This window comes from Saccharospirillum sp. HFRX-2, from assembly GCF_043196805.1.
Classification (GTDB): domain Bacteria; phylum Pseudomonadota; class Gammaproteobacteria; order Pseudomonadales; family Natronospirillaceae; genus Saccharospirillum.
In genome coordinates this window covers 1269124-1289539 of the sequence record NZ_JBEBMU010000001.1, presented here as the reverse complement: position 1 = coordinate 1289539, position 20416 = coordinate 1269124, and the positions used below count along the sequence as shown (strand labels likewise).

20 protein-coding genes are annotated in these 20416 nt (G+C 57.2%); 16 read left to right on the top strand and 4 right to left on the bottom strand.

The window, feature by feature from the left end; all coding sequences use genetic code 11:
* Positions 1–84 precede the first annotated feature (84 nt).
* From ABMA60_RS06025 to ppa, 5 genes are all read left to right on the top strand, one after another.
* On the top strand, positions 85–402 hold the full coding sequence (locus ABMA60_RS06025; protein ID WP_392800139.1) for a DUF6482 family protein: 318 nt from the start codon (positions 85–87) through the stop codon (positions 400–402).
* Positions 399–809, top strand: a complete 411-nt coding sequence (locus ABMA60_RS06020) for a DUF3429 family protein (RefSeq protein WP_392800137.1) — start codon at positions 399–401, stop codon at positions 807–809. The genes ABMA60_RS06025 and ABMA60_RS06020 overlap by 4 nt, the downstream gene beginning before the upstream one ends.
* A gap of 118 nt (positions 810–927) precedes the next feature.
* The gene (pfkA, locus tag ABMA60_RS06015; RefSeq protein ID WP_392800135.1) at positions 928–1905 is read left to right on the top strand and encodes a 6-phosphofructokinase; all 978 of its coding nucleotides are present in this window, start codon (positions 928–930) and stop codon (positions 1903–1905) included.
* Between the two features lie 112 nt (positions 1906–2017).
* Positions 2018–3304 (top strand): 3-phosphoshikimate 1-carboxyvinyltransferase, encoded by a 1287-nt coding sequence (gene aroA / locus ABMA60_RS06010; protein ID WP_392800132.1) that lies wholly within the window; start codon positions 2018–2020, stop codon positions 3302–3304.
* An 85-nt stretch (positions 3305–3389) separates the two neighbouring features.
* Positions 3390–3920 (top strand): inorganic diphosphatase, encoded by a 531-nt coding sequence (gene ppa, locus ABMA60_RS06005; protein WP_392800129.1) that lies wholly within the window; start codon positions 3390–3392, stop codon positions 3918–3920.
* Between the two features lie 55 nt (positions 3921–3975).
* Here the strand turns inward: ppa and ABMA60_RS06000 are convergent, their stop codons facing one another.
* Entirely contained in the window at positions 3976–4971 is a 996-nt protein-coding gene (locus ABMA60_RS06000; protein WP_392800420.1) for a DUF2333 family protein, read from the bottom strand.
* Between the two features lie 319 nt (positions 4972–5290).
* Between ABMA60_RS06000 and aroQ the strand changes: the two genes are divergently transcribed.
* The 11 genes from aroQ to coq7 all read left to right on the top strand — a co-directional run bounded on the left by aroQ (position 5291) and on the right by coq7 (position 17292).
* Entirely contained in the window at positions 5291–5731 is a 441-nt protein-coding gene (aroQ, locus tag ABMA60_RS05995; protein WP_392800126.1) for a type II 3-dehydroquinate dehydratase, read from the top strand.
* 11 nt (positions 5732–5742) lie between these two features.
* The gene (accB, locus tag ABMA60_RS05990) at positions 5743–6210 is read left to right on the top strand and encodes an acetyl-CoA carboxylase biotin carboxyl carrier protein (protein WP_392800123.1); all 468 of its coding nucleotides are present in this window, start codon (positions 5743–5745) and stop codon (positions 6208–6210) included.
* A gap of 11 nt (positions 6211–6221) precedes the next feature.
* Complete coding sequence (gene accC / locus ABMA60_RS05985) at positions 6222–7568, top strand: acetyl-CoA carboxylase biotin carboxylase subunit (protein ID WP_392800120.1); 1347 nt, start codon at positions 6222–6224, stop codon at positions 7566–7568.
* A 128-nt stretch (positions 7569–7696) separates the two neighbouring features.
* Entirely contained in the window at positions 7697–8593 is an 897-nt protein-coding gene (gene prmA, locus ABMA60_RS05980; RefSeq protein WP_392800118.1) for a 50S ribosomal protein L11 methyltransferase, read from the top strand.
* Between the two features lie 123 nt (positions 8594–8716).
* On the top strand, positions 8717–9826 hold the full coding sequence (locus tag ABMA60_RS05975) for a DUF3426 domain-containing protein (RefSeq protein ID WP_392800115.1): 1110 nt from the start codon (positions 8717–8719) through the stop codon (positions 9824–9826).
* A gap of 110 nt (positions 9827–9936) precedes the next feature.
* On the top strand, positions 9937–10926 hold the full coding sequence (gene dusB / locus ABMA60_RS05970) for a tRNA dihydrouridine synthase DusB (protein WP_392800112.1): 990 nt from the start codon (positions 9937–9939) through the stop codon (positions 10924–10926).
* Entirely contained in the window at positions 10923–11237 is a 315-nt protein-coding gene (gene fis, locus ABMA60_RS05965; RefSeq protein WP_392800109.1) for a DNA-binding transcriptional regulator Fis, read from the top strand. The genes dusB and fis overlap by 4 nt, the downstream gene beginning before the upstream one ends.
* A 93-nt stretch (positions 11238–11330) precedes the next feature.
* Positions 11331–12911: a bifunctional phosphoribosylaminoimidazolecarboxamide formyltransferase/IMP cyclohydrolase gene (purH, locus tag ABMA60_RS05960; protein WP_392800106.1), complete on the top strand. Its 1581-nt coding sequence runs from the start codon at positions 11331–11333 to the stop codon at positions 12909–12911.
* A gap of 19 nt (positions 12912–12930) precedes the next feature.
* Complete coding sequence (purD, locus tag ABMA60_RS05955) at positions 12931–14220, top strand: phosphoribosylamine--glycine ligase (protein WP_392800103.1); 1290 nt, start codon at positions 12931–12933, stop codon at positions 14218–14220.
* An 86-nt stretch (positions 14221–14306) separates the two neighbouring features.
* Positions 14307–16676 (top strand): 7TM-DISM domain-containing protein, encoded by a 2370-nt coding sequence (locus ABMA60_RS05950; RefSeq protein WP_392800100.1) that lies wholly within the window; start codon positions 14307–14309, stop codon positions 16674–16676.
* A complete protein-coding gene (coq7, locus tag ABMA60_RS05945; RefSeq protein WP_392800098.1) occupies positions 16651–17292 on the top strand; it encodes a 2-polyprenyl-3-methyl-6-methoxy-1,4-benzoquinone monooxygenase in 642 nt (213 codons plus the stop codon). Before ABMA60_RS05950 ends, coq7 begins: the two co-directional genes overlap by 26 nt.
* A gap of 65 nt (positions 17293–17357) precedes the next feature.
* On the opposite strand, the gene ABMA60_RS05940 is transcribed toward coq7, so the two are convergent.
* From ABMA60_RS05940 to ABMA60_RS05930, 3 genes are all read right to left on the bottom strand, one after another.
* Entirely contained in the window at positions 17358–18833 is a 1476-nt protein-coding gene (locus tag ABMA60_RS05940) for an inorganic triphosphatase (RefSeq protein WP_392800096.1), read from the bottom strand.
* A 174-nt stretch (positions 18834–19007) separates the two neighbouring features.
* On the bottom strand, positions 19008–19817 hold the full coding sequence (gene speD, locus ABMA60_RS05935) for an adenosylmethionine decarboxylase (RefSeq protein ID WP_392800093.1): 810 nt from the start codon (positions 19815–19817) through the stop codon (positions 19008–19010).
* 70 nt (positions 19818–19887) lie between these two features.
* On the bottom strand, positions 19888–20307 hold the full coding sequence (locus tag ABMA60_RS05930) for an OsmC family protein (protein WP_392800090.1): 420 nt from the start codon (positions 20305–20307) through the stop codon (positions 19888–19890).
* Between the last annotated feature and the right edge of the window lie 109 nt (positions 20308–20416).

Here is a 20416-nt window from a genome sequence, read left to right as displayed (position 1 = left end):
ATGACAACGCCATGTCGATTCGATGACAGGGCAAACCGAATGTCGACATCGTCCGTATTAAGCAAAAAATCAACAGGCCAGCGTATGACTGTGACATTGAAACAAGCCCGCCAAAACCGCATACCCTTTACACGCGCCGAGGTAGCGGCTCTGCAGGCGAGCTTTTACCATCTGCACCTGTTTCAGGGTGACCAGGGCCATTTGTTGGTGAATGAAGACGGCAAACCCCTGGTGCTGAAATCCTTACCGGCGGTGCGTCAGTTATTGACACAATTGCCAGTCGCCTTTGCTGAGTTGGTGCACCGCAGCGCCTTCGGCGAAATGATTGGCCAGGCCGATGGTGACAACACCTTGAGACTGCCGTTAACCCTTCATACCGATGTTCAGGGAGAGCACGAATGACACCCAGCCGTATCATGTTGTTCTGGGGCCTTGGTGGCCTGGCCGTCTTTCTGATCCTGGCGCTGTTGCCCTGGGTGAACCCGGCGCTACTCGATTATTTCCACGATTTCAGCGCGCTAATTCTGGTGTTTCTGACCGGTTCAATGTGGCTGCCGGCAGTGACTGGCGAAGATCGCCATGTGCCCGCTATCAGCCTGTCCATGGTGCTCTTTGTGCTGGCCTGGGTCAGCTTCTATTTGCCGCTGTGGCTGGCGGTACTGATCCTGCTGCCGGCCTATCCGTTGCTGTGGTGGCAGGAACGTCGCTGGTTCGGCGCTACCCAACCACTGGACTATCGCAATCTGCGCACTCTGCTCACCTGGACCGTCACCGCGCTGCACATCCTGGCGTTGGCTGCGGTTATTTGACGCCGATCAAGCGGCTCGCTTAGCAACGGCAAAAGAACTCGCCAGTGCGATTGTAATTTTGTTACATTCTGTCGCGTTCCGGCACGGCCGGCTTGGATGACCAAAGGACACAGAGCCCGTGAGTCAAGCAGGCGAGATACGCAAAATAGGTGTACTGACCAGCGGCGGCGACGCCCCTGGCATGAATGCGGCGGTGCGCGCCGTGGTTCGAACCGCCCTGGTCAAAGGGCTGGAAGTCTATGGTGTGCGCGATGGTTACCTGGGTTTGCATCAGGACCGCATCGATCGACTCGAACGCCATCATGTTTCCGATCTGATCAATCGTGGCGGCACCTTCCTCGGTTCCGCCCGCTTTCCCGAATTCAAAGAAGAGGCGGTGCGCCAGGAGTCTATCGCCAATCTGCGCAAGCACGGTATCGATGCCTTGGTCGTGGTTGGCGGCGACGGCTCCTACATGGGCGCCAAACGCCTCACCGAGATGGGTTTTCCCTGCGTCGGCCTGCCCGGCACCATCGACAACGACGTTGCCGGTACCGACTTCACCATCGGCTTTCATACCGCTCTGAATACCGTACTTGATGCCGTGGATCGACTGCGCGATACCTGTTCGTCGCATAACCGCATCGCCATCGTCGAAATCATGGGACGTTATTGCGGCGATCTCACCTTGATGGCGTCGATCGGCAGCGGCGCTGACTTCACCGTGGTGCCGGAAAAAGGCTTCGATGAAGAAGCCCTGGTTCAATCGGTGGCCGATGGTGTGTCGCGCGGTAAAACCCATTCGATCATCGCCATTACCGAACACGTCACCGATGTGTCGGCACTGGCCAAACGCATTGAAGCGCGTACCGGTCTGGAAACCCGCGCTACCATCCTCGGCCATATTCAACGTGGCGGCGTGCCCTGCGCTTTCGACCGCGTCCTGGCCAGCCAGATGGGTGCTTACGCGGTGGATTTGTTGCTGCAGGGTCGTGGTGGTCGTTGTGTCGGTATTCAGAGCAACCAGTTGGTGCATCACGACATCATCGATGCCATCGAGAACATGCCGCGTCCGTTCAAACAGGATTTGTACGACCTGACCAATCTGTTGGCCTGATCGACGCAACGTCTATCGGCAAAAAGTGCAATGCCGTCTTGCCCGCCTGCGGATGCAAGGCGGCGGCGCTTTGACGTAGAATGACCGGCCCATAACCGACCTGCGAACCTCGATGTCCAGCTTGACGCTCCCCGCTTTGCGCCACGCCCGTGGCGAAGTCCAGATTCCCGGCTCCAAAAGCCTGTCCAATCGCATTCTGTTGCTGGCCGCTCTGAGTGAAGGCACCACCCAGATCACCAACCTGCTGCGCAGCGACGATATCCGCCATATGTTGACCGCGCTGGAGCAACTGGGCGTCAGCTTTGAACTCAATGAAGACGGCACCGAATGCACCTTGACCGGTCTCGCCGGTCCGCTGGCGCGCGGTCAGAATCTGGAGCTCTATCTGGGTAATGCCGGAACCGCTATGCGGCCCTTGGCGGCGGCGCTGTGCATCGGCGACGGTCATTTTGAACTAACCGGCGAGCCGCGTATGGCGGAACGGCCCATTGGCGATTTGATCAACGCCCTGGCGCCGCTGGGTGCCACCGTTCATTACCGTGGTGAAACCGGTTATCCACCACTGGGCATTGAGGCCGGTCAGTTGCACGGCGGCACAGTGCAGATTGATGGCAGCATTTCCAGTCAGTTTCTGACCGCCCTGCTGATGGCCGCGCCGCTGTTGAACGAAGCCCTGACTATCGAAGTGGTCGGCGAACTGGTTTCCAAGCCCTATATCGACATCACCCTCGATGTGATGCGTCGTTTCGGTGTGTCCGTTACCAACCGCGATTATCGCGCTTTCGAAATCGATGCTGGCCAACGCTATGTCAGCCCCGGCCGCATTCAGGTCGAAGGCGATGCTTCCAGCGCCAGTTATTTTCTCGCCGCCGGCGCCATTGGCGGCGGTCCGGTGCGAGTACACGGCACCGGTACCGACTCGGTTCAGGGCGATGCCCGCTTTGCCGAAGTGCTGGAACAGATGGGCGCCAAGGTCAGTTGGGCGCCGGAATGGATTGAAGTGAGCAACAACGGACCGCTGCGCGCGGTTGATGTCGACCTGAACCACATTCCCGATGCCGCTATGACCATCGCCACCACGGCCTTGTTTGCTGAAGGTACGACGCGCATTCGTAACGTCTATAACTGGCGCGTTAAAGAAACCGACCGCTTAAGTGCCATGGCCACCGAACTGCGCAAGCTCGGCGCCGAGGTGATTGAAGATGAGGATGCGCTGACCATCACGCCACCGGCGCAAACCACCAGCGCCGCCATCGATACTTATAACGATCACCGCATTGCCATGTGTTTTTCACTGGCCGCTTTTGGCAGCGGCACGGTGACCATTAACGACCCGGGCTGTACTTCCAAGACGTTTCCGGACTATTTCGATCGCTTTGCCGCCATTACTGACGGTTAAGGCGACGGCCGATATAATCGACCCACTTTTGACTTTGTACTCAAACTAAACGCACACGCGAACGCATCACCTAAAGAGGCCCAATATGAGCTATACCCAGATCCCTGCCGGCAAAGACGTCCCCAACGACATCTACGTCGCCATCGAAATTCCGGCCAACGCCAGCCCGATCAAATATGAGATCGACAAAGACATGGACGCCCTGATGGTCGATCGTTTTATGGCCACGCCCATGTTCTACCCGGCCAACTACGGTTTCGTCCCCAACACCCTGGCCGACGATGGCGACCCGGTTGATGTCTTGGTGGTCACGCCTTACCCGGTGGTACCCGGCTCTGTTATTCGCGCCCGTCCGATCGGTGTGCTGGAAATGACCGACGAAGCCGGCTCCGATGCCAAAGTGTTGGCCGTGCCACACAGCAAGTTGAGTTCTCTGTACGATGACGTGCAAGAAGCCACCGACCTGCCGCCACTGCTGCTGGAACAGATCAAGCACTTCTTCGAAAACTACAAAGACCTGGAAAAAGGCAAGTGGGTGAAAGTCGACGGCTGGGCCGATGCGGCCAAAGCCAAAGAAATCATCAACGAATCCGTCGCCGCCTATAACAAAGGCTGAATCGAACGGATATAAAAAAGCCGCCTCGATGGGCGGCTTTTTTTGTGTCTGACAATTAACCGTTTGCTAACAGTTCGCGCAGATCAATTAGCGCAGCGTTAGCGCGTGAGATGTAGCTGGCCATCACCAGCGAATGGTTGGCCAATACGCCAAAACCACTGCCGTTCAAAACGATTGGCGACCACAGATGACGCTGGGTGGCTTCCAGTTCACGGATAATCTGTTGCAGGCTGGCGCGGGCATTTTTGTTATCGAGTACGGAACCGAAATCCGATTCGATGGCGCGCAGAATATGCAGCAACGCCCAGGTCGTGCCGCGTGCCTCATAGAAGACGTTGTCCACCTGCAGGCGCGGCGTTTTTACCGACTGCTCCTGTGCCGCAGGCGTCGACTGAGCCGCACCGCCTTCGCGCGCGAGGTCAGTATTAACCCGGCGCTGTTCAACCGAGGCACTGAGCCGTTGCGACAAAGAACCCAAACGGGTTTCCACATCGTTCAAATAAGCGCGCAGGTTATCGGCACGGGCATAGAACTGTGCCTGGGAATTGGCCGGATCAGACAAGCGATCCAGGTAGGAATCTACCAGGCGCAGCCCGCGGCGATATTCGCCTTCGGTGGAGGGCAGAATCCAGCTGGAATTATCGAAATGGAACAGCGGCTCGGCCTGTGCCAGATCCGGGTCTTCGGTGGATTGCGATTGCGACCGACTCAGATCACGGCGCATGGCCCGACTGAGATCACGCACCTGAGTGACCACACCAAACTCCCAACTGGGCATGTTATCCAGCCAGACCGATGGCGGCGCCACATCGTTGGACAGGTAACCGCCCGGTTTTTCCAGCAAGGTGCGCATCAGCTCGGTCAGGGTGTAGGTGGTGGCGTAACCGACCACCAGTTCACGATCGTTAGCACGCGCGTGTTGCTCAGCACGGGCGACCGGATCGAAGGTGTTCGGCTCATTACTCCAGTACCAGCCGAGCACGATCAAGACCAACAGCACCAAGCCCAGTACAATACCGAGCCAGCGTCCCAGCCGTCGTGTTGGTATCATCCCACCAAGACGACGGAAAAACCGACCCGGTCCTGCTGTCATTCGCGCCAAACGTTCACGCCACATAGCTTCACTCCTGTGAGTTTTGCCGCCAGCTTAACGACCTGCCCCGACCAAACCAAGCGACAAGGGTCACTTTAATGCCCGCCACCGCTGGCCAAACCAGCATCAATACGGCTAAAGTGCTCATTTTGATGATGAAAATTCACAACTAAAATTCGCCCATCCAGTTGTTCGGCGAAGTTAACGCCAATATCCTCTATATTTCCGGGCACGTTCACGGATATTTTTACGACAGCGAGGCAATTCAAGACCCTTTATGGCACAGCTGCTCCTGCTTAATGGCCCCAACCTCAACCTGCTTGGTACTCGCGAGCCGACCATCTACGGCCACACCGGGCTGGCTGATATTGAGCAGCACTTAAACCAGCAAGCCCAGGCGCTTGGACACTCGCTGGATTGCCTGCAAAGCAATCATGAAGGCGAATTGATCGACCGTATCCATCAGGCTCGAACCGATGGTACCGCCTTTATCCTGATCAACGCGGGTGCTTTTACACACACCAGTATCGCGCTGCGCGATGCCCTCGGTGGTGCCGAAGTGCCCTTTATTGAGCTGCACCTGTCCAACGTGCATGCTCGTGAATCTTTCCGCCATCATTCCTATCTCGCCGACAAGGCTGTCGGTGTGATTTGTGGATTTGGGCCGCATAGCTACGATTTGGCTCTGCAGGCTGCACATCAACAATTATCTCGTTAGAGGAACGCATCATGGATATCCGTAAGGTCAAAAAATTGATCGAGTTGCTGGAAGAGTCCGGCATCGACGAAATCGAAATCACCGAAGGCGAAGAGGCGATCCGCATCAGCCGTTCGTCACGCGCCCTGCAAGCGGCGGCGCCGATGCAATACGCGCCGATGCCGGCCCAGGCTCCGGCCGCAGCCCCTGCTCCTGCTCCGGCAGCACCGGCCGAAAGCAGCGAACCGGCCAAGCCGGAAAACAGCGGCCACGCTGTGCGTTCTCCGATGGTCGGCACTTTCTACCGCGCGCCGTCTCCGACCAGCCCGTCTTTCGTTGAAGTCGGTCAACACGTCAACGAAGGCGACACCATCTGCATCGTCGAAGCGATGAAAATGATGAACCAGATCGAAGCCGACAAGAGCGGCGTCGTTGAAGCCATCCTGCTTGAAAACGGCGAGCCGGTTGAGTTCGATCAAGCCCTGGTCACCATTCGCTAACGAGGCCTGTCATGCTGAAGAAAGTGCTGATTGCCAACCGTGGGGAAATCGCTTTGCGTATCCTGCGGGCGTGCAAGGAGATGGGCATCCAAACCGTTGCTGTGCATTCGGTGGTGGATCGCGATCTTAAGCACGTAAAGCTGGCGGACGAGTCGGTCTGTATCGGTCCGAACCCCTCCGTCAACTCTTACCTGAACATTCCTGCTCTGATTGCAGCGGCCGAAGTTACCAACGCCGATGCCATTCATCCCGGTTACGGCTTTTTGGCCGAGCGCGCGGATTTTGCCGAGCAGGTGGAAAAATCCGGCTTTGCCTTTATTGGCCCGACCGCCAACGTCATCCGTTTGATGGGTGACAAAGTATCGGCCATCGAGGCGATGAAGAAAGCCGGCGTACCAACGGTTCCTGGTTCTGACGGCCCGTTGCCCGAAGACAAAGATCAATGCCTGGCCATCGGTCGTCGCATCGGTTATCCGGTGATGATCAAAGCCGCCGCCGGTGGTGGTGGTCGTGGTATGCGCGTGGTGCGTGAAGAAAAAGATCTGATCGGTTCCATTCAGGTCACCAAATCCGAAGCCGCTTCGGCCTTCGGTGACGGCACCGTCTATATGGAAAAATTCCTGGAAAACCCGCGTCACGTGGAAATCCAGGTCCTGGCCGACAGCCACGGCAATGCCATTCATCTGGGCGACCGCGATTGCTCATTGCAGCGTCGTCACCAGAAGGTGATGGAAGAAGCGCCGGCACCGCACGTCAATGAAGAGTCGCGCGCCAAGGTACTCAAAGCCTGTGTCGATGCCTGTGTTGAAATCGGCTATCGCGGTGCAGGCACCTTCGAGTTCCTGTACGAAGACGGCAACTTCTACTTCATCGAAATGAACACCCGTGTTCAGGTGGAGCATCCGGTCACCGAAATGGTTACTGGCGTGGACATCATCAAGGAGCAACTGCGCATCGCCGCTGGCGAACCGCTGAGTTTCAAACAGGATGAGATCCGTATCGTCGGTCATGCGGTTGAATGCCGAATCAATGCGGAAGATCCGCGCACCTTTATGCCGAGCCCCGGCAAGATAACTCAGTTCCACTCTCCGGGTGGTCTGGGTGTGCGTTGGGATTCGCACATTTATTCCGGCTACACCATTCCGCCTTATTACGATTCGATGATTGGCAAGCTGATCACCTATGCGGACACCCGCGAGCAAGCTTTGCTGCGGATGAACTCAGCTCTGGATGAGCTGGTGGTTGGTGGCATCAAGACCAACACGCCGCTGCAAAAAGAGCTGGTCAACGACAGTGGTTTCCAACGTGGTGGTGTCAATATTCACTACCTGGAACACAAGCTCGCTGCCGAACAGTAAACGTTTCGGTGGGCAACGAAGGCAGCCAATGGCTGCCTTTTTTATTGGCCCGCCGCTGCTGGCCCAGGTGCCATTCGAGCAACAATCCAGTATCCTCGCGAGCAACTTCTGCACCGGCAAATGCTTTCATGCCCTGGCTACAAATCCGTATTCCAACCGACCCCAATCACACCGATGCCCTTGAAGATGCGCTGCTGCTGGCAGGCTGTCAGGCGGTCACTTTGATCGACAGCGAAGACCAACCGGTTTTCGAACCGATCCGAGGTACTACTCCGCTGTGGCAACACACCACGGTGCAAGGATTGTTCGAGGAAGACGTCGATGCGGTAGCTTTACAAACAAGCATCGAACAATTTGCCCGCAACGAACATATTCAACTGAGCGGCGCCATCCAGACTGATATTCTCGAAGACAAGGACTGGGAACGTGCCTGGATGGATGCGTTCAAACCTATCCAGTGCGGCCAACGCTTGTGGATTTGCCCATCCTGGCTGGAGCCACCGCAACCTGAAGCGGTAAATTTGCGACTCGATCCGGGCCTGGCCTTTGGCACGGGAACGCATCCGACCACCTTTTTGTGTCTGCAGTGGCTGGATGAAAGCATCGCCGGCGATGAGCACTTACTCGATTACGGTTGTGGCTCCGGTATTTTAGGTCTGGCCGCCATTCTGCTCGGCGCTAAACAGATGGACGGCGTCGATATCGATCCTCAGGCACTGGACGCCACCCGCGCCAACGCTGCTAATAATGGCATCAATGACGACCGCTTTAATGTCTGGATCGACGATCAACAACTGGCACCCAGTTACGATTTAGTGGTTGCCAATATTCTCGCCGGGCCGCTGTGTGATCTGGCTGCGTCACTCTGCCAGCGTTTGCAACCCGGCGGACGACTGGCGTTGTCAGGGATTTTGTCGCACCAGGCCGAGGCGGTCATGGAAGCCTATCGCCCCTGGATCGACTTGGATAAACCGGTTGAACGCGATGGCTGGGTGCGATTGAGCGGAACCAAGAGAGCCTTCTGAAGAATTCCCCTGAGGCTCTCTAGTTGTGATCACTCGGTCGCTCTCATAAACTGAATCGTCCGGTGCGTCGTCAATCACCGGAATCCTTTTTACCGCGCACGGATGCCGACAACTCGAATGGCCATGGCTCAGACTTTTATTACTCAGTGCCCACATTGCAGCACCTCTTTTCGCATCACCGATGAGCACTTGGCGGTCGCCAACGGATCGGTACGTTGCGGTGCCTGCTTACAGGTGTTCAGTGCGCGCAGTCACATACTCAATGGCAAGCTCAAGACCAAGCCATCGGATCCACCCCGCCCGGCTCAAAAAACGCCGCCCAAAACACAACCCACAGCGGCCAGCGAAAACGACAACGACGACTTTCTCTTCGAAGACGATCCCAACGATAACTTTGAAGAGTTTATTTTCTCCGACGATGACTTGCTGGGCGAAGACAGCAACGACGAACTGGACGAACTCAGCGATGCGTTCTGGGACCTGAGCGACGACGCCCCGCAACGGCAGCCCGAGCCAAAACCAGCCCCGAAGGCCGCACCGGCACCTGCCAGCAAGGCAGCGGAAACGGCATTCGACATCAGCAGCGATAGCGATGCCGATGAACCAGAATCCAGCTGGTTGATGGATGAGGATGACGAGCCGGAGGACGATTCCGAACAAGCCGCCTCACCAGCCGGCGGCAACCGTGCTGCTCAACTGGCGCAGCAGCTGTCGGCAGCCGACTTTGATTTCACCGACGAACCGGCCAGTCGCGGTCGCCGCTGGTTGAGTCTGGTGGTCATCGTTCTGTTGCTGGTAACCCTAGCCGGCGAACTCGCCTGGTGGCAAAAAGATCGTTACGCCCGCCTCGACCCCTGGCGCGGCATCTACCAGTCAGCCTGCAATCTGCTCGGCTGCGAACTGCCGCCTCAGCAGGATCTCACCAACGTTCGACCGTCCAATGTGTTGGTGCGCAACCACCCAACGATTGAGAACGTCAAACTACTGGACGCCATTCTGACCAACCAGGCGCCCTTCCGTCAGCCGTTCCCAACCTTGATTCTGGAGTACACCGACATCAATGGTGAACGCGTTGCCGACCAGGCATTCAGCCCGGCTGACTATTTACGCGGCGAGCTGACCGGCATCAAACTGATGCCGACCAATACCCGCATTTACGTTTCGATACCCTTTCGTGCACCGGGCAGCGAAGCGGTCAATTACCAACTGCGCACGGCGCCTGGCCCTGGCTAAAAAAACGGCGCCGACAAACATCGATGTCCGTTGCATGTCAATCTTTAAGTTCGACCACTAAGTCAGTATCATTCCCCGCCCCTGAGCTGAGCAATTTTTAACCGCTTATCGTGTTTGCCATCGGCCCCTACCAGTTTGATCGCCCCACCGTCCTGGCGCCCATGGCCGGTGTGACTGATCGTCCGTTCCGCACCCTGTGTCGTTCGCTGGGTGCCGGCCTGGTGGTCTCCGAAATGGTAACCAGCGATACCCGGTTATGGCACACCACCAAGTCGCGTCAGCGGCTCGATCACGACGGCGAAGCCGGACCGATCAGTGTGCAGATTGCCGGCGGGGATGCGCAGATGATGGCCGAAGCAGCACGCGCCAATGTTGCCGGTGGCGCCCAGATTATCGACATCAATATGGGTTGTCCGGCCAAGAAGGTCTGCAACAAGGCCGCCGGTTCTGCGCTGATGCGTGATGAACCGCTGGTCCGCGAAATTCTCGAAGCCGTGGTTGCTGCCGTTGATGTACCGGTGACGCTGAAAACGCGCACCGGCTGGGCACCGGATCAGCGTAACGCCATCCGCATCGCGCGTATGGCCGAAGACCTTGGCATTCAGGCACTGGCAGTCCATGGCCGTACCCGCGCCGATGCCTACCGTGGTGAGGCGGAGTACGACACCATTGCCGCAGTAAAGGCCGCGGTATCGATTCCGGTGCTGGCTAATGGCGATATTGACGGACCGCTGAAAGCCGCCGAAGTAATGAATTACACCGGCGCCGATGGCGTGATGATCGGCCGCGCGGCTCAGGGTAATCCGTGGATTTTCGCGGCCATTAACGACTACCTGGCGAACGGTGAACTGCGGCCGGCGCCAAGCCTGAACACCGTAGCCGAAACGCTGGCCGGCCATGTTCAGGAGCTGCATCGTTTTTACGGCGACTATCTGGGCGTGCGCATCGCCCGCAAGCACGTTGGCTGGTACCTCAAAGGCCAGCAGGTGGAACGCCCCACCATCAAAAATTTTAATGCCCTGGAGCAGCCTCAGGCCCAGCTTCAGTGGTTGAACCAGTTGTTTGATCGTTTGACTTCTTTAAAGGAAACAGCCGCATGAGCCTCGACACCTTCGTCACCGATTCCTCCAGTGCCCAACCCCAACCCAATGACACCTTTCAGGTCGATGCATCGGTAGAACAGCCCCAGACTCTCAGAGACAGCGTTGAAATCGCCATGCGCAATTATTTCGCGCATCTGGAAGGCCAGGACGTTGCCAACGTTTATCAGATGGTCATGAGCGAAGTCGAAGCGCCCATGCTCGAAGCGGTGATGCGATTTTGCCGCGACAACCAGACCAAGGCGTCCCAGGTGCTCGGCCTGAACCGCGGCACCTTGCGCAAAAAGCTCAAGCAATACGGCCTGCTCTAAGCGGCCACCAAAGGCGACCTCAGGGTCGCCTTTGGTTTTTCTGGACCTTTCATTTTCTGACCAATCGAACGACTTTCCGCCCGTGAGGACCGCATGACCCAAGCCCCCCAACGCGCCCTGCTCAGTGTTTCCGACAAAACCGGCATTCTCGATTTCGCCCGCGCCCTGCATGAACGTGGCGTCGAACTGTTGTCCACCGGCGGCACCCACCGTCTGATCAGCGAAGCCGGCATTCCGGTGCGTGAAGTCTCCGATCACACCGGTTTTCCGGAAATGATGGCCGGCCGGGTGAAAACCCTGCACCCGAAAGTGCACGGCGGCATTCTGGGTCGACGCGGCATCGACGATGCGGTCATGGCCGAACACGACATAGCCCCCATCGATCTGGTGGTGGTCAACCTGTATCCGTTCGCCGCAACCATTGCCAAGCCGGATTGCACCCTGGGCGATGCCATCGAGAACATCGATATCGGCGGCCCGACCATGGTTCGCTCCGCTGCCAAGAACCACAAAGACGTTGCCATCGTGGTTAACAGCGGTGACTACGACACCCTGCTGGCCGAGTGGGATGAAACCGGCGGTCTCAGCGCCGCCACCCGTTTTCGTCTGGCGCGCTCCGCCTTCGAACACACCGCCGCTTACGACGGCATGATCGCCAACTATCTGGGCAGCGTCGATGCCGAAACCGCACCGGCCAGCGTGCCGGTACGCAGCGATTTCCCGCATACCTTTAATCAGCAATGGCAATTGAAAGACGTCATGCGCTATGGCGAAAACCCGCATCAAAAAGCGGCGTTTTATGTCGACGCCCAGCCGTTGGAAGCCAGCGTCGCCACCGCGACCAGCATCCAAGGCAAGGCGCTGAGCTACAACAACATCGCCGATACCGATGCGGCCTTGGAATGCGTTAAAGCCTTCAACGCGCCCGCCTGTGTCATCGTTAAACACGCCAACCCTTGTGGTGTGGCGACCGGTTCCAATCTGCTCGACGCCTACAATCGCGCCTTCCAGACCGACCCGACCTCAGCCTTTGGCGGCATCATCGCCTTCAACGGCGAACTGGACGAAGCCACGGCCCAGGCGATCATCGAGCGTCAGTTTGTTGAAGTGATCATCGCACCGAGCGTGTCCTCCGCTGCGGCCAAGGTTGTCGCCGCCAAACCCAATGTTCGCCTGCTGGCCTGCGGCACCTGGAACGACGCCGTTGCCGGTTTCGATTTCAAGAAGGTCAATGGCGGCTTGTTGGTGCAGGATCGCGATTTGGGCCGCATCAGTGCTGATGAATTGAAAGTGGTTACCAAGCTCGCCCCGACCGATGCTCAGCTGGCTGATCTGCAATTTGCCTGGTCGGTTGCCAAATTTGTTAAATCCAACGCCATCGTTTATGCGCGTGATGGCCAGACCATCGGCGTCGGCGCGGGCCAGATGAGCCGCGTCTACAGTGCCAAGATTGCCGGTATCAAAGCCGCCGATGAAAACCTGGAAATTGCTGGCTCAGTCATGGCGTCCGATGCCTTCTTCCCGTTCCGCGACGGTCTCGACCAAGCCGCTGAAATGGGCGTTAAAGCGGTGATCCAACCTGGCGGCAGCATGCGTGATGACGAAGTTATCGCTGCGGCCGATGAACACGGCATCGCCATGGTATTCACCGGCATGCGCCACTTCCGCCACTAAGACGCCCAAGGAGATCATCATGAAGGTTTTGATTATCGGCAACGGCGGTCGTGAACACGCTCTGGCCTGGAAGGCGGCGCAAAGCGCGCTGGTGGACCAGGTGTTTGTGGCACCGGGCAACCCGGGTACGGCCGATGAACCGAACATCGAAAACGTGGCGATTGGCGTTACCGATCTGGAGGCTTTGGCTGACTTCGCCGAACACAACCAAATCGGCCTGACCATCGTCGGCCCGGAAGCGCCGCTGGTGATTGGTGTGGTCGATCTGTTCGAGTCGCGCGGCCTGAAGATTCTCGGCCCAACGCAAAGTGCCGCTCAACTGGAAGGCTCCAAAGCCTTCACTAAAGACTTTCTCGCCCGCCATAACATACCGACCGCCTTCTATGGCGTCTTCACCGACGCCGCTGAAGCCAAGGCCTATGTGGCGGATAAAGGCGCACCCATCGTCGTTAAGGCCGATGGACTTGCGGCGGGCAAAGGCGTGATCGTCGCTCAAACCGAAACGGAAGCCTGCGCTGCCATCGACGATATGCTGGCCGGCAATAAGTTCGGCGACGCCGGTTCGCGCGTGGTGGTCGAGGAATTTCTGGTCGGCGAAGAGGCCAGTTTTATTGTGCTGGTCGATGGTGAGGACGTCGTTCCCTTCGCGTCATCTCAGGATCACAAAGCGCGCGACAGTGGCGACACCGGACCGAATACCGGCGGCATGGGCGCTTATTCGCCGGCGCCGGTGGTGACCGAGGCGATGCACCAACGCATTCTCGATGAAGTTATCTATCCGACGGTGCGCGGCATGAACGCCGAGGGTAATCGGTATCGCGGTTTTCTCTACGCCGGCATCATGGTGGCGCCGGACGGCACGCCCAAAGTGCTGGAATACAACTGCCGCTTTGGTGACCCGGAAACGCAACCCATCATGATGCGTTTGCAATCAGACCTGGTCGAACTCTGTCTGGCTGCGGTGAACGGCGAACTGGCCAGTCATCAGACCGACTGGGATCCGCGCCCGGCCTTGGGCGTTGTGCTGGCCGCTGGCGGCTATCCCAACGACTACCGCAAAGGCGATGTCATCAGCGGCTTGAACGCCGATTTCGCCGCCGATACCAAGGTGTTCCAGGCTGGCACCGGTCGTAACGGGGCCGGAGAAATCGTTACTCAGGGTGGTCGGGTGCTGTGCGTAACAGCCTTGGGTGACAGTGTCGCCGACGCCCAGCAGGCAGCTTATGCCGGCGCTCGCTTGATCGACTGGGCTGACTGCTATTACCGCACCGATATCGGCCACCGCGCTATCAATCGTCGCAGCAACTGACCTGGCTCAAAGGCAAGGCAAGTCCTCAGTTGGGACCACCGGCTGGGGACGCTATACTCGCTTAACGATGTTTAAGTGAGATCACCATGCGTTGTAACGCCTTGCCCATGCGTTCTTTACTGGCTGCCGTCTGGTTGCTGTTAATGGCTGGCGCTGTGATGGCCGATCCGATCTTACTGAACCAGGAACGCTATCGACTGAGCGTACTCAACGACGCCGATTACCTCGATGATCCCAGTGACGAACTGCAACTGAGCGATCTCAACAAGCCCGAGATCGCCAACCAGTTCACTCCGGTGCACCAGTCCATTTTGCGTAACGGCGTTTTCGATGGCGGCCACTGGCTGCGTCTGAGCCTGACCAACCCCGATGGCCAACCCCGCGCCATAAACTTTCTGATCGACAGCCACGCCAATCACCTGATCGAACTCTACTACCCCGGCGCCGACGGCCAATACCAAACACTCAGTTCAGGCGCGTCCCTGCCGCTGGCCGATCGGCCGGAGCCGCTGGGCACCTATGTGCTGCCGATCAGCTTGCCTGCCGGTACCCATACACTCTATCTGCGTCTGGCCTCCGAAGATCCGCTCAATACCCAGGTCTGGCTGATGGATCGGGCCAGTTTGCAAACGACTCTGGGTATCCAGCTGGGATTGCACGCCGCCATGCTGGCACTGCAGTTACTCGGTCTCAGCTTCGCCATTGGCGCGCTGGTGCGCTATCCGCACCCGGCTTTAGCCTGGGCCTGCCTGTTCAGCTTCGGCCTCATCTTGATGTCGGCCGGCTGGAATGGCCTGGCGGCGCCGTTGCTTCCCAACCTGGCGTTCGTCGACATCCATGCCCGCAATACCGGCGGTGTACTTGCCTTGCTGGGGCTCACCGGCCTGGTGGCTCAGATCCGCAGAGACCACTCTTCGCGCTGGCTCAGGGAATTCCTGCGCTGGGCGCTACGCTCGCTGGTGTTGATCGCCGCCCTTGCTTTGCTGCCAATTGCGCGTGGCCTTGGCGTCTTCCTGCTGACGCTGGCGCCCTTGGCCTTGATTGGCATCGCTTTAAGCTGGTTGCGTTATCGCCAGTCCAATTTGCGTCACGAGCACTGGACTCTGGCGGCCATCGCCTTTGCCAGCCTGGTGTTTCTGCTGGTGATCGGCTCCAGTGCCGGCCTGCTGTTAAGTGTCTCGACCAATGCCACGCTGCTGCATTTAACCGCTGTCATTGCCATCTGGATCGTCTTGCGCGCGGCTTACCACCGGGCCCGGTATCGCGATACCAGCCTGGTGGCGACCGGACTCAACTTACCGTTGCTGCACTGGCCGCTGATGCGCAAGCTCAATCATGAGATGCGCGGTCCGATCAACGGTGTGCTGGGGATGTCAGAGTTGCTGCAAGACACCAGCCTGTCCGCGCATCAACAGGAGTACGTCAACACCATGCAGGCGGCCGGTTTTTCACTGCTGCGCCAGGCCGATCAGCTGCAGAACCTGGTGCGTATTGGGCTCAATCGCCTGCCGGACAACCAAGACGAATTCGACCTCTACGATCTGCTCGAAGACGCCATCCAGCCCTATTCACGCCTGGCCCACGCCAAACAGCTGGAGCTGGTGATGGATGTCGCGCCGGAACTGCCCAGTCGCTATCGCGGCAATGCCCAAATCATCACCCAGATTCTGTCTAATCTGCTCGACAACGCGCTGGCCTATACCGAAAACGGTGAGGTGCTGGTGCAGGTCAAACCCTGGAATGGTCATCGTATTCGCTTCAGCGTCACTGATACCGGTCCGGGCTTGCCTAAGGACATGAAAGACAGCCTGTTCGACTTCCCCACGCCGCCGGAAGATAACGTTCTGTCACCGCGCGAGGTTTACCTGGGTCTTCCCATCACCCGCGTGCTGGTGGGTTTGCTCAACGGCCAGTTGTCGTTCTCCAGCGAGTTGCGCATCGGCTCGACCTTCTGGGTCGACCTGCCGTTACCCGAAGTGGCCGACAGCGATGAAGCCAACGCCCAGACTCCGGGAGATCTGGCCGACATTCGCCTGATGGTGGTTGACGACAACCTGACCTGCCGCAAGGTCATCGAACACCTGGGCAAGAGTTGGGGCATGGAAGTATTCAGCGTCAGCAATGGCCAATCGGCCCTGGCCAATCTGCACAACGAATTTCACAAGGGTAAGCCGGTGGATGTGCTGGTGCTCGACCAGAATATGCCCTCCATGACCGGTACCGAGCTTGCCGAACGCATCCGTGGCGATGAAGCGCTCAATCGCGACATTCTGATCATCATGCTCACCGGGGTCGATGTCGGTCAGGCCGACCTCGATGAGAGTCGCCTCAATATTCAATATCTGTTAACCAAGCCGGTATCGGGTCGTGCGCTTAAGCAGACACTGATGCAGGCGATGCCAGACATCCTGCACAATCGGGAACACCACCATGTCAAGAAGTCTCTCTTTTTCTGATCGTTTGTTCGACAAACTCGACAACGCGCTGAAGACCTTAACGCCCGGGGCCGTCGGCGCCGCCAACCCATCACCGGGGAAGCCTTTTGAGGCTCCGGAACTGAGCGATGATGAGCGACGACACTTCGCCGGACTGATGCGCATCAACCACACCGGTGAAGTCTGCGCTCAGGCGCTCTATCAAGGGCAGGCGACTACGGCGCGCTTGCCACAGGTGCGTGAATCCATGCAGCAGGCCGCCGATGAAGAGCTGGATCATCTGGCCTGGTGCGAGCAACGTGTTAATGAACTGGGCGGACACACCAGTCTGCTGAATCCGCTGTTCTATGCGTTGTCGTTTGCGCTTGGTGCGGGTGCGGGTGTGGCGGGTGATCGCTGGTCACTCGGGTTTGTCGCTGCGACGGAAGACCAGGTCAGCGGTCACCTGCGCGATCATCTGGAACAGATTGGTGACCGGGATCCGCGCAGTCGCGCCATCCTGCAGCAGATGCTCGAGGATGAAGAACGTCATTCGCACAACGCCATTGCCGCCGGAGGACAGGTATTTCCTGAACCGGTCAAGCAGCTGATGACCGCTATTTCCAAGGTGATGACGCGCAGCGTTTATCGGCTGTAACGGGAGACGGGAGACGGGAGACGGGAGACGGGAGACGCTGAATACTAGCCGTCTCCCGGGGAGATTCAAGCGCGGATGGGAGCAGCTACTTCGCGCGAATCAAACAGACGACCGGCCAATTGCTTGATATCACGCAGCAATACCGGCTTGGAACGTGTCCAGGAATAAACCGATGCCTGCTGTTCCATCGGCAACTCATCCAGCCATTCACGCAGACGACTGACCACATCGATCGCCGACAGTTTGGACAGGTTATCTTCCAACGCCTGCAGTTCTTCCTGATAGTGATTCAATTGCTCGCCGTACAGAGAATTAAAGTACTGGCACAGCATCAGCAATCGGTGCACCGCCGGATATTGCGTCAGGGCATGGCTGGCGCTGCCGGCAAACTGGTCAGGATTAAACGCCTGCCAGGCAGACGACAGGGAGCGGTCCAGGCCATCGCTGACCGCTTCTTCGCCGGCATAGCGATGACAGCTCTCTTGCTCTGAGCGCCAGGCGCGCGTGTGCAACCAACTGGTCATCGACATCAGGGTGTGACCGAAACGCGGATTACGCGCTAAAGCTTCAATGCCATTCAGAGCCCGCATCGCCTTGGCCTGTTGCAGACTGACCGCAATGTTCTCCGGCTCGCTGCGCGCATCGCGACTGAGCGCAAAGCACGCCGGCCACCAGGACACCAAAGGACGAATCGCTTCTTCAAGCCAGATCACCCAGGCGGTAAAACGCTGGCTGTGCTCGGTCGGCAGGATGTCTTCGAACCATTCCATCTCGGTCTGAATATTGCCCAGTGTCACCAGCAACGCCTGGAGGTGACGCCATTGCTGACTGATCCAGAACAGATCCCAGTGCGACTGCAAACGTTCCAGCTCATAACCCATCAACGCACAGAAGGCGCTCTCCATGCTTTGCTGGGCAACGATGGCCGGCAACGGAATATTCAAAGAGGCATTACCATCCAACAAGCGATAGCCGCGTTCGGCCTTGGACAAATCAGACGGCACCAGTGGTACGCTCTCGGTAAAATTCAACGCCAGATCCAGCAACGCCGGTAACTCGCCGCTTTTTAGCTCCAGCTCAACTTCGCTGATCGCCTGCTGCTGGGTTTCGGTCAAAATTTTGCCTTCATCAAGGACCACTTCAATCTCCGCGCCCTGGTGTGACACCATCCAGCGGTGGCGATGAAAGTGAGTGGCAAATAAAGGTTTCAGTTCGGCTTCGGTCACATTGGCGGGCAGTTGATCGGCTGGCAAAACGGACAAATCCAGCGTGCCGTCAGCGCGTTCAACTTCCCATTCATCGCGCTGGTGCAAGCCGCCAATATTAGAGCCACGGGTTTTCAGAGTCTGAACCCACTGATCGGCGGATTTGCGCAACCGCAAAGCAGCGCCCGCGGCGGTTAAACGCTGATCGACCGTATCGTAGTAGCGGTTTTCCAGATATTGCGAACGGCTGTCCAACCCGGCCAAGAGCGGATGGGCTTTAAAAGCTGCCGTCGCATCCTTCTGGATGCTCAATTTCAGTTCAATTTCCTGGCCCATAGGATAGTTCGCTCCACAGTGGCTTATCGTTATTATGTTGTTGCCTCATGACGGTTTCCCTAACGCCGCCGAAGGTCACTTCCCCAGTTTACCTACCTCGCCCAGCCGGTCTACCACGGTTTGGCGATTCAGATCACACTTTACTTGCTTTGTCAGGGTTTTGTCAGTCTTTACCTAGACCGGACCCGGGCCATTGCTCATATTGCGCGAGTAAAAGATCTCCTGCATCTCCCGCCACAAGGCTTGCATGATCTGTTTTTGCTCTGCCTCGGGGAACTCTTCCGCACCGCTGCCAAAGAGGTAATTATCCAGCTGAAAATCTTTCAGCAGCATTTTGGTGTGGAAAATATTCTCCTGATAGATGTTTACATCGATCATTTCGTAAGCAGCTTTAGTGTCTTGCGCCAGATAATTCTGGATGGAGTTGATTTCATGGTCGATGTAATGCTTGCGACCATCGACGTCGCGAGTAAAACCACGCACGCGATAATCCATGGTGACGATGTCGCTGTCGAAAGAATGAATCAGAAAATTCAGCGCTTTTAACGGTGAGATAACACCGCAGGTACTGACATCAATATCGGCTCTGAAAGTGGAAATGCCATTATCCGGATGACTTTCCGGATAGGTATGAACAGTAATGTGGCTTTTATCGAGATGAGCGACGACCGAATCCGGCATCGGACCGGGTGACGCCTCGCCATGGTCTTCATCAGCATCAACAGGGTATTCGGAAATCAAAATGGTGACGCTGGCACCATGCGGTTCGTAATCCTGGCGTGCAACATTCAAGACATTGGCGCCAATGATTTCCGTCACCTGAGTCAGGATGTCAGTCAGACGATCAGCGTTGTAGACCTCATCAATATAAGCAATGTATTCGTCTTGATGCTGTTCGGTCTTGGCGTAATTAATATCGTAAATATTAAAGCTCAGCGACTTGGTTAGATTATTAAAACCATGCAAACGCAATTCGTCGGTCATCTGACAAAACTCCCACTGGTCAGCATGATGAATTCAGGACGACGGACCCTGGCTGACACTGAACAAAAAATCAAAGCTCAACCACCTCAAAGCTGTGAGTGATTTCAACACCCCCTTTTTCCAACATCATCGACGCTGAACAATATTTTTCAGCCGACAATTTAACCGCCCGTTCTACCTGGCTGGCTTTCAGATCATGACCACTGACGATGAAATGAACATGAATGCGGGTAAAAACGGCGGGCACGGTATCGGCCCGTTCCGCTTCCAGTTGTGCCTGACAATCGACCACATCCTGGCGACCTTTACGCAGGATGTTGACCACGTCATAGCTGGTACAACCACCCAGACCGCACAGCACCATCTCCATCGGGCTGGGACCACGACTGTCACCGCCGTCTTTGGCGGCGCCGTCCATAAAACCCTGATGACCACTGTCTGATGTATATTTGAAAGCCTTATCGCCGGCCCATTGAATGTTTGCCTTCAATTTTCACTTTCTCCACTGTTAACGACATCTTATGTCGGCGAAGATTAACACAGCGTTGGGTTCGGATAGGACGGTATTAAGACAAATTCGTCGGAGCCGTAGCCAGAGA